This window comes from Chryseobacterium sp. 2P, from assembly GCF_059579425.1.
On the sequence record NZ_CM184194.1, the window covers coordinates 3,778,577 to 3,791,883 of the forward strand.

At 32.6% G+C, this 13,307-nt stretch carries 11 protein-coding genes; 1 reads left to right on the plus strand and 10 read right to left on the minus strand.

Features of this window, described 5'->3' with window-relative positions:
* Positions 1 to 629: 629 nt before the first annotated feature.
* The 5 genes from AC52CF_RS17155 to AC52CF_RS17175 form a co-directional block, all read right to left on the minus strand.
* Complete coding sequence (locus AC52CF_RS17155) at positions 630 to 1,913, minus strand: ComEC/Rec2 family competence protein (protein WP_496517462.1); 1,284 nt, start codon at positions 1,911 to 1,913, stop codon at positions 630 to 632.
* Between the two features lie 8 nt (positions 1,914 to 1,921).
* Positions 1,922 to 3,250 (minus strand): patatin-like phospholipase family protein, encoded by a 1,329-nt coding sequence (locus AC52CF_RS17160; RefSeq protein WP_496517463.1) that lies wholly within the window; start codon positions 3,248 to 3,250, stop codon positions 1,922 to 1,924.
* Positions 3,251 to 3,268: 18 nt separating this feature from the next.
* Positions 3,269 to 4,732, minus strand: a complete 1,464-nt coding sequence (locus AC52CF_RS17165) for an MBL fold metallo-hydrolase (RefSeq protein WP_496517464.1) — start codon at positions 4,730 to 4,732, stop codon at positions 3,269 to 3,271.
* Complete coding sequence (locus AC52CF_RS17170; protein ID WP_496517465.1) at positions 4,725 to 6,794, minus strand: hypothetical protein; 2,070 nt, start codon at positions 6,792 to 6,794, stop codon at positions 4,725 to 4,727. The genes AC52CF_RS17165 and AC52CF_RS17170 overlap by 8 nt, the downstream gene beginning before the upstream one ends.
* Before the next feature lie 854 nt (positions 6,795 to 7,648).
* Complete coding sequence (locus AC52CF_RS17175; protein WP_496517466.1) at positions 7,649 to 8,527, minus strand: tetratricopeptide repeat protein; 879 nt, start codon at positions 8,525 to 8,527, stop codon at positions 7,649 to 7,651.
* Between the two features lie 29 nt (positions 8,528 to 8,556).
* On the opposite strand from AC52CF_RS17175, the gene AC52CF_RS17180 reads away from it, so the two are divergent.
* Positions 8,557 to 8,898 (plus strand): hypothetical protein, encoded by a 342-nt coding sequence (locus AC52CF_RS17180; RefSeq protein WP_496517467.1) that lies wholly within the window; start codon positions 8,557 to 8,559, stop codon positions 8,896 to 8,898.
* Positions 8,899 to 9,369: 471 nt separating this feature from the next.
* On the opposite strand, the gene AC52CF_RS17185 is transcribed toward AC52CF_RS17180, so the two are convergent.
* The 5 genes from AC52CF_RS17185 to AC52CF_RS17205 all read right to left on the minus strand — a co-directional run bounded on the left by AC52CF_RS17185 (position 9,370) and on the right by AC52CF_RS17205 (position 13,214).
* Positions 9,370 to 9,810 (minus strand): hypothetical protein, encoded by a 441-nt coding sequence (locus tag AC52CF_RS17185; protein ID WP_496517468.1) that lies wholly within the window; start codon positions 9,808 to 9,810, stop codon positions 9,370 to 9,372.
* A 428-nt stretch (positions 9,811 to 10,238) separates the two neighbouring features.
* Complete coding sequence (locus AC52CF_RS17190) at positions 10,239 to 10,550, minus strand: helix-turn-helix domain-containing protein (RefSeq protein ID WP_496517469.1); 312 nt, start codon at positions 10,548 to 10,550, stop codon at positions 10,239 to 10,241.
* 53 nt (positions 10,551 to 10,603) lie between these two features.
* Positions 10,604 to 11,047, minus strand: a complete 444-nt coding sequence (locus AC52CF_RS17195; RefSeq protein ID WP_496517470.1) for a transposase — start codon at positions 11,045 to 11,047, stop codon at positions 10,604 to 10,606.
* Complete coding sequence (locus AC52CF_RS17200) at positions 11,031 to 11,261, minus strand: hypothetical protein (RefSeq protein ID WP_496517471.1); 231 nt, start codon at positions 11,259 to 11,261, stop codon at positions 11,031 to 11,033. The genes AC52CF_RS17195 and AC52CF_RS17200 overlap by 17 nt, the downstream gene beginning before the upstream one ends.
* A 123-nt stretch (positions 11,262 to 11,384) precedes the next feature.
* The gene (locus AC52CF_RS17205; RefSeq protein ID WP_496517472.1) at positions 11,385 to 13,214 is read right to left on the minus strand and encodes a fibrobacter succinogenes major paralogous domain-containing protein; all 1,830 of its coding nucleotides are present in this window, start codon (positions 13,212 to 13,214) and stop codon (positions 11,385 to 11,387) included.
* Between the last annotated feature and the right edge of the window lie 93 nt (positions 13,215 to 13,307).

A 13,307-nucleotide genomic window follows, 5' to 3' on the forward strand; every position in this document is an offset into this window, starting at 1 on the left:
ATCATATTGATGTTCCCAACAATACTGTTACACCAATAAATTTGAATATTAATCCGGCTCATATAAACAGTTATATCGGAGAATTATTAAATGAAATACTTCAGTCATCTAATAGAAGAACATATCAATTCAAAGATGGTAACACAGAAATCAAATCATCTTTACAAATAAATTTTAGACAAGGTGGATGATGTAACAGACATTGTTCAACTAAACTCACAGCGGTTATTGGAGAAGAAATTAAATATTCAGGAATTATGCAGAGAAGAAATATGGAAATAGAAATTCAAAAAGGCAGTATCATGCAATTATATTTTGACAAGCACAACAGTAAATATTGATGGGGTGACTTTTTATGACTAAAACAACTTTATAATGACGATGACAATACAATGAAATTGATAAATAAACGACGCATTTCAAATATAATATCAGTATTTCGAAAAGAACCTTTTAGAAAATAATAAAAATTAATAAACGCCCTTACAACCACCATCTGCAATTAGGCAATTTGTTCATTGGTACACTGAAGATAAAAACAATTTGGCTGAAGAAAATAATAATTAATCTGAATTCGAATTAAGTTGTAAAATGCCAATTAAGGGTTGTATTCTAAACAATTTCATTTTTTAAAAATATTGATCCGCAAATAAATTGCATTGACCGTTTCCGCATGGTGAAGTATAATTCTTTTTGTCAAATACAATACTCCCATTAATAGTTTCTCTTACAATACTCCACTGTTGATGTTGATGAGCATTACGTGTATTAGTAGTCGGATGCCCCCAATTATTACTTCCAAAGGAATACGCAATCCATTTATTACCATTAGCCATCGGAACATTGGATTGGGCAGAGTTTGAGCCATGATGTGAAACTACTAAACAAGATAAAACATATTTTGTAAGTCCCGGTATGCAGCCATACTGTGCATCACCCGGAAGTAGAGACTGACCTACATTGTTGGATTTTATAACCAAAGCTAACCCAGAATCATTTTTTGACGTTCCATTACATTTAATAATATCTCCTCCAGCGAAACTAAGTAAAGATAAATTATTAGGCCATATTAAAAGCTTACCATTACTGTTGATTCTTAGCGCCAATGTATAATGGGTTTTTCCAACTTTTTGGAGTGGAACAACCCAATCTAAACTGCAATTAGATGTATCACGAATTGCTGTCTCAATATGATCCATATCCCAATGTGATAAAATAACCGTCGGATTTTGGGTTTTACAGGTTACAATAGTTTCTATTTGAGGGTAAGTAAAACTATGTTTGCCTGTTCCACCACCTAAATCAAAATAAATGACCGGAAAATCGTTAAAAGTGAGAAAATTCAAATTACCCTGCCCTACGTTAGAGATTATTATAGAATCAAAATTTAAGAATCTGCCTGATAGTCTATTTTCAATATCCTGTTTTGAACTTTGGGGAAGATTTATAAGATCAAATTTTCTGGCAAGCCCATTAAGAATATTTTCTTCTTCAGGTGTGGGTTTAAGCCTAACAATCTTCATTTGATACGGCTCTCCTCCGTTGTAAAACTCTTCGACAACTACTCCTTCCCCATCAAGATTATGAGTTTCAACTAACAGCCATTGATTTTCTAACTCTAAAAAACTATATTCTTTAAAGTGTTTTTCCCATTCAAAAGGAAGAAATATACATTCTATGTGAATGAATGGAATTTCTGATAATTGTTCCAAGTTAAGAGATTCGCTTTGAGAAAGGTATTGCCCGTCATCTATTCTCAAACAATCAAATCTTACAAATATTTTTCCTTCGGCTGAATCCTTCTCAAAGTAATTCTCGACAGATTCAACAAACGCGAAATATTTTCTTGGTGAATGCAGCGGTGTATAAGCTATTGAATATAATGATTCTATTGGTTTATAATTTGGCACCATTCTTATATTTATTTCAAAATTGTTGGACAATATAACTTCACCTGCAACCCTGTCATTGTTTCAGCATGTTTTATCAAAGCATTAATTTGCTTATCAGACAATGCTGTAAGGTTTGTACCTATACTACAGGCTATTCTTTTTTCATCATCTGTCATTTGGAGAATAGTATTATATTCTGTTACTTCTTCCATATATTTTTTTATTTTTTCACCATCAAATGGCTCAAGATATTCTTTGGGAATATTGTGTGCATCGATGACTTCCTGAAGTACTAATCCTTTACGCAGATTATTTACAAATCCTGGTATACATGCATCTAAATCCCAACCAAGAGAAACATAAGCAAGTTCTTTTTTGTATAGAATAACATTATAGTAAATATTATTTGTCATTTCAAATTTTTTGATGCGATTCATAAATAAATCACATACTCGCCAAAGAAGTGTAATTAAGTTTCCATGAGAATTTTCAAATGGCATTTTATTTCCTGCATCACTTACTATTACAGTGCTACATTCATACCTTCCTGTATGTGTAAGTTTATGCACTCCCTGATTATCAAAAACACCACCGTCTACCAATGCAGGATTTACCTTATCTGCATCGGCAGAATTTTCAAGAAATTCTGATGCAACTTTTACAGGAGTAAAGGCAAATGGAACACAACTGGAAGCCATCACACTTCGAGCTACAGAAAAGTTCTCGGATTTATATCTTACAGGTTTAAAGTTTAGAGAATTGATTGTATTTTCAGGATATTCATAAGTAGTATCACCCATCCAGCCTTTCGAAAACGTAAATTGTCTGCCTGTTTCGAGATTTGTACTATTTATGGCAATAAGTGGCTTTTCAGGCAACTGATTTAGTTTTTTTCCTTTAAAAAAGATAGAGTCATAAATTGTTTCAATAATATTGCTTACAGGGAAAATGAGAAATTGCTTTAACACAATGAACATTACTCCAACAATTAAAACCGGTATGCCCAGCCAATACACACGTGTAAATTGTAAATATACTATTAACCCAATCCAACAAAACAGACCAAAAAGAATTGATAAAAAAGTAGCAGATCGTAATATGGATCCAATAACACTTTGTTTTAGCTTTTTTATATGGTTGGTTTCAAAAGTCTTATAATCCTTGTTTTCATTTAACTGTAATAAATAATCTGCTCCAATGATCGAACCACCAGACACTGTAGAATAGACATCAATCTTATCCAGCACACCTAATTGATTCAATTTTCGCATAGTGCCTAAATGAAATGCTGCAGCTCTATAACCACCTCCTGACAGAGCCAATCCAATTTTTCTTTTTTTATTTTCTCCTGAATCCATAACAAATATTTTACGAGATTAAATATTAATAGTCCATTCCTGATAAAGTCCTTTGCTAACTTTTTTAAGTTTTTCCAACATTTCGACAGATAGGTTTTTTTCTCTTAATTCATTGGCGTGAATATCTTTAATAACGCCTTCATCTGTTCGTATTACAGCCCCGTTCGTTCTTTTGATAAGTTCATTATAAAGCATTTTTGCAGGAAAGTTTTTGCTTCCACCCCATTGTAAAGGAACTTTATCTTGCACTAAAGGCATCATAGCAACCAAATTATGATTGGTCATTTTATCAAGTCCACTCTTGGATGCTGTTCCGTTATGGCTTCCATGATGCCCCACTTTATAAAACACTGTATTTGCTAACAATTCATCTGCAGTCTTACCACCATTTTTCTTAAGGCTGGAAGTAACCTTTTCATTATGCCAAGAAATCCAATTACCAGATTGCGCATCAGCTGGGAATAAAAGGACTTTACCTGTATCTTCAAATTCAATCGCCATAGCAAGGCTGGTATTATTGGTATATGTGTTTACTGCAATAGCGAGTTCTTCAGAAACTCCAAGCCAATCTTCTTCGATCTGTCTCCACGACATTTCATCTGCATTATACATTTCTGAAAATTTTCGCTTATCCGAAATATCCATATAATATTTACGATGAAAAGGAGATTTTGAAAAATGGGCATCAGTTTCTGAAGCCGTTACTGCATTCAGAAAAGCTTGTTTACCATTAAATGCCAGGTGCCTATTAAGTGAATACAATTCATCTTTCTGCATTTTATTTTTTATACCACTCAGATCATCATCATAAGGAGGTCCTAGTATATGAAATTTTATTCCTTCCGCACCTTTCAAATCACGTATCACATCTCCCGGTTTTTTATACATTTTTTCTTTTACCTTATCTTTTGATTTATTCTTTACAAAAGTCATGGCACTTGAAACTGTAAGAGAAGATTTTAAAGATTTGTCATTCCCGGCTTCAAAATGTAAAGCGTCTAAAATATTACCAAAACTTTTGGAATAGTAATTAAATCTTTCGTTTAAAGATTTTTGATAATTCGTTTTTTTGACTTTTGAATCTACATTCGTATGTTCTTTGGTGAGTGTTGAAATAAGAGCTTTCAGCTTTTTACCTAAATCTTTTTTTAATTTTCTTGCTAAAGGATCTGTATCATCTTCTGTCCATGCCATCCAAACCTGGCTAAACTCTATATGATTAAACTCATTTAAAGCTTGATTAAAGCCGGAAACATGATCAAGATGTTCATGGGTTACAACAACAAGATCAATTTTGTTTTTAACAGTTTCTTTAATATTGGCTACACACGATGTAATTATTTGATTATCTGTCATAAAGCCTCCACAATCAATCAGCATGGTAAATGTTATTTTTCCCTTCTTTTGAAACAGTAAAAGAAGGCAGTCTCCTACTGAGCCCGTATTATACATACGGACGGTAATAGCATCAATCTTATCCATAGATATCAGTTTTTGATTTGTGAATATGAGCAAAAGGTTCAAGGCTGTTTTTTACTGCAGCAAAACCAGTAAGTTCTGCATAATCTCCCCAGCTACAGCGATACTGCATTTTTGCCCGATTAATATTTGGAGTATAAACTCTTTTTTTATTATTGAATTTTCCGACATCAAAAATGGGTTTTGATATGACATTCGTTAGTTGAAGGGTATTCAAATCAAAAATTAGTGTACACCCACCTCTGAAAATAAAGCAGCCTTCTTCTTTGACTTTTTCCTTATTAAAGGGAAAAGTAGTTATAGAATAATTATCATTCATTTCATCATATACTACCTGCAGGCAACACCGCTGAGCAAGTGTTATTATAATCTGATTAAGCAAACTGCCATCTGGACTGACCCTATTGTTTAATCTGATGGAATGAATTTCGATCGAAGGACCAGTTCTATATTTTCCTGATGTCTTAATGTTTAATTTTTTGTAATTGTCAGAAAAAATTAATCCTGTGAGTTTTTCAAAAAGAATGCTGTTGTTCTTTGTTTGACTAAAAAAATATTCATGAAGCCCTTTCGCTGGTGGAGCTTCAGGATCTGATCTTTCGGATTTACTTCCCGTGATAAATTCCAGAGTTGCTTCAAATTTTTCTTCCCTATTAGTTACATAGTTAATCCTGTTTTTAAAATCTCTGAGAAAATCTTTCAGCGTTAAAGAAAACTCTTTAAATTCCTCTGGTTGTTCCTCGGCAGAATAAGTCAAAGTCTCTACTGAAAGATTTGATATTTCTTCAGGATATATCCCCCATTTTTTAAAGGCATTGATGAATGCAATTCTGTAATTTTTATCATCATCGGCAACTAACTCAACATCAGCAGTAATCAAAGCTCTTAAATAATCCCCATAATTAATATCAATGGGCGGACAGTAATCTAATGCCCGAATACACATATTTAAAACATGAAAAGCAGTTTTAGAGGCTTCATCAGCAAGGCGATTTACGAGATCTGGGTTCAGGCTTCCCAGCGGAAGAATTCCTGTTCCATTTGTTCCAATACGGATCAAATCTTCTGTTCGATGATTATAAATATTTATATATGCATCAAATACTGCAGCAACAAGAATCGAGCCTCTATCATGAGGTTCAAAAACACTGCTATAAGCATTTACATCAGGCTTTGTTAAACTCCAAATTCCATTTTTTTCTCCTATGGTTCCAATTGCATCACGTAAAGCTCCATAGCCACCTGATGCAATCCCGAATTCTACTGCCAATTGACCAAGTAAATTTTCTGCATCAAATTTCCCTCTTGATTTTGCAATTTGATTTTTTAAAACTTCAGGAAAAGTAAAATGCTGAAACAAAGCAACAATATCAGAAAACCCTTCATGAAAAGCCCCCACATCCGGATTCGTTTGATCCATATAATGCCGGAAAATGCCATCAAGAATAGCATGTGTAACTTCATGTGCTATGATATCATGTGAAAGACATGAGTAAACTAAACTACCTGGCATAAATAAATCTACATTTGCAGGAGCTGCATTAAAATACCCAAACAATAATGCTTTTCGTTCGGGGGAATAATAAGCATTGGCCTCACGTAAGGCATGAGGATATATGATCAGCTGTTTAACAAATACTGATTCTGATTTTTCATTTTCATCATTTTTTTTTATTATCTGGTCTTTATTTTTAGGACTCCACATTACTTTTCTACCAATTGCCTTTTCAAAATTGGTAATAGTGTTCATTGCAACTGCATATACCATTTGCTGATGAAATTGCGGATTACTCACATTTGGGGTAATACCATTATCTGCAAGAATTTCCATTTGGTTTAAATCAACAGGAGTATACGTTTCATTGCTTGATGGATCACGGTCAATCACTTTTATGTATTCTCCCTCTGGTCCAGGTTTTAAATCATTTTCCCAAGGAATATAATAAGTTATTTCATTTATATCTATAGTATCTAATTTTAAGGATAGAGAAGGATCAAAAGCATAACCTCTAAGTTTTCTGTAAAGAGGTTGTTTAATAAGATTCATTTTTTTCATTGCTGTCATTTGAAAGCTGATTTTAATGATTTATAATGATGTAGTGGGTGTAAAATATGTTATCTCAATGTTCTCTTTAGTACGTCAGTTATAATAAGAACTATTTATAGACTTGCAAACAACATATTGCCTTGGCAAATTTCCTTTAAGCAATTGATTTCAGTAAAGAATTTTGTGAAATTGACTTTTCTGCCTTTATAACAACAATCAGGGAAAACGGCTGCAAGAATGATCTAATTTACGCATTGTATAAATATTATATTTACCTGGTGCGTTAATTATTTTTATAAGCTAGATATATTAATGGATCAGTCTATTTATCAAAGTTGATTTTATATAAGACTTTTTAAAATATATTTTTTGTTAATGAATTTCTCAATTTTTTCATAGTAATAGTTTTTAGTTTCTATAAAATTACAAAATTTCTTTTATCAAAATTAATATGTAAATAGTTATTTATGAACTACCCTTTCGGGTAATTTTTAGGAGAATGAAAACAGAGTACATTAAACTCTATAAAGACATTATAAAAAGTGGAAATATGCAAAACCAACAAACACAATTAATTATTTGATTATCAGTTATTTAATATAAATACTCGAGAATTACCTCAAAAATCCCATAATTTTATTTTGGACTTCTCGAAACCGTTTTCAAACAAATAAATAATTGTTTATCAAACAACTGCAAATAAAAAAAGCCCCATAAACAAGGGCTTTCGAGTTTTTATAGTGGTCCCTCTCGTCACCATCTCGAACCGCTTAGCTATATAAATCAACACATTACGTTAATTTACAGATCCTTACTGGGCTCGAATCATTTTGATTCTCATATCGAAAGTTCGAAGTAATACCGAAATTTTTTTACATTCTTGATTCTACAAAATCTAAAGCTCCTTCTGTTGCTTCCCATAGATGAAGGTTTTCTGCAACGTAACATTGGGCCTCATCCGCATAACCGATACTGATATAATCCGGTAGCTTTTTTGGTAATTTTGTTTTCCCCAATAAATATCTTGGAACATGCCTGTTGGTATTAATTGCCATGAACCATTCTTCATCGGCTTTTTTGATTTCATTTTTCTTGATATGATACAATACTTTGTTGTAAGTCCAATTTGCACCATATTCTTCGGGATATTCTTTAAGAAGAGCATCTATCATTTTGAAAGCATTGATTTCTAATGATACAGAGAACAGCTCATATCTTGCTCCCATATTATCATCCTGATTAAGCTCCAAAATTCTGAAATATCTTTTCACCGCTTCTTCATTTTGGTTTAACAACGCTAAACATCTTGCAGAGTTAAAGAGTGAACGCATATAAGGACGCGTTTCAATCATTAACCAAAAATGACCTTCATTTTCTTTGAAAAATTTATTCCCTAATTTCTTCTCTCCTGCCTTTATTCCCTGCTCGTAATATACCAATGCTTGCTCGGGAGTAGTTTCTATATCTCCAAGATAATTATAAACATCTGCATTTTCTGGATCTAGTTCTTTGGCTTGTAAAATAAGTTGTTTTGCTTTTTTAGAATCACTTTCCCATGCTTCATAAATCAGATCTTGCGCTTGGTCTTCTTTGCTTTCATTTAATCCGAAATTAAAGTCATTCATATTTTTCCCTACCATTCCGTTTAGAAAACTTCTAATGTCTTCTTCCGAGCGAAGACCCTGCTTTTCCATTTCCTGAACTAATTTTGCCATCATTTGTTCTGAAGAATTATTTTTTTTATTTGCCATATCTTTACAATTGATTTGAAAACACACCGATGCTAAAATACAAAAAGTATCACACCAATATTAAAACCTGCTATGCACTGGGAATCTACAATGAAATTCTGCCTGAAAAGTTCATTAAAGAAATCCCCGCCTCTACTTCTCATTACTGGAAGTATGAAGATCCCAAAAAATATATTGGAACTGAACTCGCAAAAGGCATTCAGGATAATCTTGAAGATACAAAAGTGTTTCTTGATTCACGACTGTACTTCAGCCGAAAGACTTTTATTCAATTGGGAAGACTATATATCAATCTTGTCACACTTCTTGGTAAAGATAATATTCGAAAAATTATCAAAGCCAACTGGAAATTTTGTTGTAAAAGCATATAATTGAAAGTTATTTACCGTTGGTAGAGGTCGCGCTATTAAATCTTATTTCTTCTTTTTTTACAAAATTTCAATGATCTTTTGTCCGAAATAATATTCAAAAAAAGGCATTTCAAAATTTGACTTTTCAGTTTACTGAAATTGAAAATCCAATATATATATTTTTCATACTCTTGGAAAATTATATGTATCCAAAAGGGTTATCCGAAATTTCGGATAACCCTTTCTTGTTTTTTAAAAGTTTCTAAAACCCTTTATAGATAAATGGTTTACAACAACAAATTGATTATTATTGCATAATTGATTACATTGGTCTTTGCATTGAGCCTATCATTTTCTTTTAAAGGCTTTTCTAAAGAATAAGAAGCTTACATGCTCTATCTTGCTCCAAACCATTTCTAAAAAAATCACTAAATTCTTCAATATTGTAGAATCTATTAGATTACTTAAACTTTTAATTTTCCTTTCAAAGTTTTAATTAGACTCTATATCATTCTGTTTGGTTACTTGGCTAATAAAGGGAGCCGCACCTAGCACTGGTACAAAGCACCAACAGCACATCTGAAATTCATCTTTTTCAAAATTTAAAAGAGTCCATTTCTTAAATTCAAAATCATAATAACCTAAGGAATAACTCATACTTTCTGAGCAATCATAAATAAGTACCCAAATAGAAAAATCTTCATTATCACAAGGAGGATAAATATTCATCGGATAGAAAATATGTGGTGTATTTTTATATAAATATCCTTTTCCAGAAAGGCAATCATAATAATAGCGTCCTTCTAAAATAGCTATATCTAATTCTCTTTTATTTAGAGAGTTCGAAAATGAAAGAATTCCCCCATTGGATTGGCGTAATAAAAAATCTTCAATCGTGATAGAAGACTTTAGATTTTTTTCTTCTTTTTTCATAATTTTTAATGGATTAAATGGTATTATTCCTAGCTCGGTAATTGTTTACTGCTTCATAGACAATATATCGTTTCTTAATTATGACAAAATGTGAAGAACGATCTATTTTTAGTAAGAAATCTTCATTTGCCAAATTTCGGGTTGCCGATATAAATATCAAAACATAAGATTCCAATCTGTTACATTTATTATTTTATGGTTAATTTAATCTCAATTACCAAAGCTTCATAATCTATCATACATAAAAGTTTCTTAGTAGTAATTATTGGCCCTTATATAGATCATATTGTTTGTCTGATTGTATATAACGATAGTTTTCTCATTATGGATAACTGGCAAATAATCTGTAAAAAGCAATCCATCAAATAAGTACTTCTCTTCTAACTAATAGTGCATGATCAACAAACAAAACTTATTCATTTTTGTCATTAAATAAATATTTTCTTCCACTTAGTTACAGTATTTCTACTCAATTGAAAATGCTTGGCTAACTGAGAGTTATTCAGTTTATTTTTTTTCTGGTAATCCAATATTTTTAAAATTGTTTTTTTATTATATGAACGATGTTTATTGTTCTCGGTATTTTCTCCGAATAAGATTTTATCAATCGTAATAACATCAAGCGCCGTAAGCCGCTCTTTTGACAAGAGTCTTTTGCAGTCTTCCATTCTAGAGGGGAATTTTATCATTATAATATCATAATAGATTTTATTATAATCTGGCTGCTCATTTTGTTTCATAATAGAAATTCACATTTTTCTGTTTATTCTAATCAATAAATCTTTGTTAAGTATCAATTCTCTGACCTATATTTGCCAATCCACTTATAAAGTGTGGTCTTGGGAATTTTATATTCATCTATAATCTCTTGTTTCGTTTTAGTTCCTGATTTAACGAGGTCCAAAATAAAGTTGATGACATTTTTGGTATAGAGGTTTTTCCGAAATTGTGGCAATTTTGTTTTACTTGTAACAACAGAGTTATATTGGATGCTTTTTTGTGGAGAATATAGTATCAGATGTTGTGAGTAAAGCCGAAAAAAATCATACTCCAATAACTTACTCCACTTCAAAAGATATTCAGAACTTATATCTTCCTGCTCAAACATTTCCAATATTTCCTGCTTTTTAAGCTTAAAAAAATTACATGTCCTTTCCATAGGAATTTCCATTTCTTTCCATCGCATTTCAATTAGCTTTCCTATTTGTATTTCTTTTAAATCAATCGTATCTTTCATTCTTTTCCCAAAAATTTTTAATAATAATACTGGACCGCACAACTTTATCGTTTTCAAAAAAAAGATATAAGTATCTTTTTCTCCAGAAAAAATCCTTATCCATATAAAAAATCCATTGATCGGAATGTGGATCATTAAATTGGTCTTCTTTCATTATTTCTAAAATTAGTTTTCTGGTTTTGCCAATATATTTGTCATATTTTTTTTCTATCATATTTTTATCTTCAAAAGAAAGTTTAGTTAAAAAATACGGGAACAGATGAAATTAAATTGTAGAAAAATTTCATCAAAAATACCTGTAGAATTTATTTTTCTACTTTGAATCAATGTTTTCTTTTTAATTTTTAATGCATCTAACTGAAAGCCCTCCTGCTCTGTAAGTATTGCTTCCTAAAGAAGATACCGTTCCAGAAGAAAAAGAAAACTCCTGAGAATTATTTCCATTAGGCGTATTACTCCAATAACGGCCATCACTTCCTAAAGTATAAAAAAGACCGTTATCATATCCTCTAACACCAGCAGCAGGTAATTTTAAAACTGAAGCAGCTGCTGTAATGCGGTTAGTAATACTGGCTTTTATTCTTAATGTATCCCATTCTGTCATTGTAGGTATTCTAAAACCTGCAGGACATACATTGTTGGGACTAATTTCCAAAGCCCATAAATTAGAATCCTGATTAACACGCCAGTCATAAGGTAAGTTTGGATCCATAATAAAATAAGGATAAGTAGGAGAATTACTGTTTGTAATACTTGTAGTATAAACAGAACTGCCTGCAGCATTTCCAGTCCAGTTCATCAATTCATGACCGTCTCCTTTTCTCCCCCACTGGAAGAAGCTTCCATATGCCAAATAGTCATTATAAACAATTGCCTGTTTGGCTGGGTTAAAATTAGCCCCGTTAATCTTATTATAATCTGCTCCTAAATTGTTATTGAGCCAAACATTACCATCTTCTCCCTGAACGGGCATATACAGTAAATTATGGGTGATTGAGCCATTATTATCCGTTTTTCCGAACATTCGGTCTGGAATTCCAGGGATAATACGGACCTGATAGGAAGTCTGGCTTCCGCTGTTATTATATGGATATAAAAACTCCCCTAAAAGAACACCTAAATAATCATTTCCTAATCCTGCGTTAAGATCCAGCTTCTTTACATTCAGAATTCCGCCCAACGCCTTTATCGTTGCAGATACTGTGGTGGTGGTACCTGTATAAGCCTGAGAACCCCAAGATAAATTAAGGCTTCTGGCAATCCCGTCCTCAGTAAGAAATGCAGGAATGGTAATGGTTTGGCTATATGCTGGTAAAGTACCGCTTCCGGTTGCCGTTACCGGTATTAATACATTTACTCCCGCCGGAGTAATGGTTCCCTGAATATTTACAGGAGTTGCCTCATTCACACCATCAGCATTCACAACAGATATATTTGCTGGTCCTGTTGGGTCAGTATATGGTAAATAATCCTGATCATAAATAGACGGCACAAAATATTTCTGATTGGATGCCAGCGTAATACTTGCAGGAATGGAAACATTAGAACTTACCATTCTCATCAATGTACAGCTTTGTCCTCCCAATGTTATCGAAAAAGAAGCTGTCCCAGATCCTGAAGGGGTTCCTGTAATGCTATAGGTAACGGTACCTGGTCCATTGGCAAAACTTCCTGCTGAAAGATTAGCCGTAAGCCCTGTAACTCCTGTAGATGTAACACTTTGTGCCATATACGCACCTCCATTTCCTCCCGTGTAGGAGATCTGAGAAGATACCCCTGAAGCAACCGTTCCATCTGTAAGAGTTCCGCTGTTTATTGCATTTGCACAGTCCAATGATGTTATGCTGCCATTTTGTAAAGAACCCGAATCACTGATACATCCGCTCCAAGTATTAGTTGATTTAAATACTCTTACGCAATCTAAGCTGCTGTCATAAATTATTGTTCCAGGGGCAAGGGTTCCTCCCTGAGGATTAATAATATTATTAACGTTAGCATTGGTTGGCAAAACTAACCCCATAGTATTTGTAGTAGGTTTATTAATATCCATTGCGCCTCTGGGAGTTGGAGTTCCCACTCCCACCTGGCAAAGCACCAACGAACTGAATAATATCGAATTAATCATTAATAATTTCTTTCCGCCTATATTATTGTATTTTTTTTTCATTAGTATAATTATTGTATACTAAAGCAGCTTTTTACAGGATTTAAAACCCTGTAAAATATATTTAGCTGCTCATCATTTGTTAGTAATTAGAAT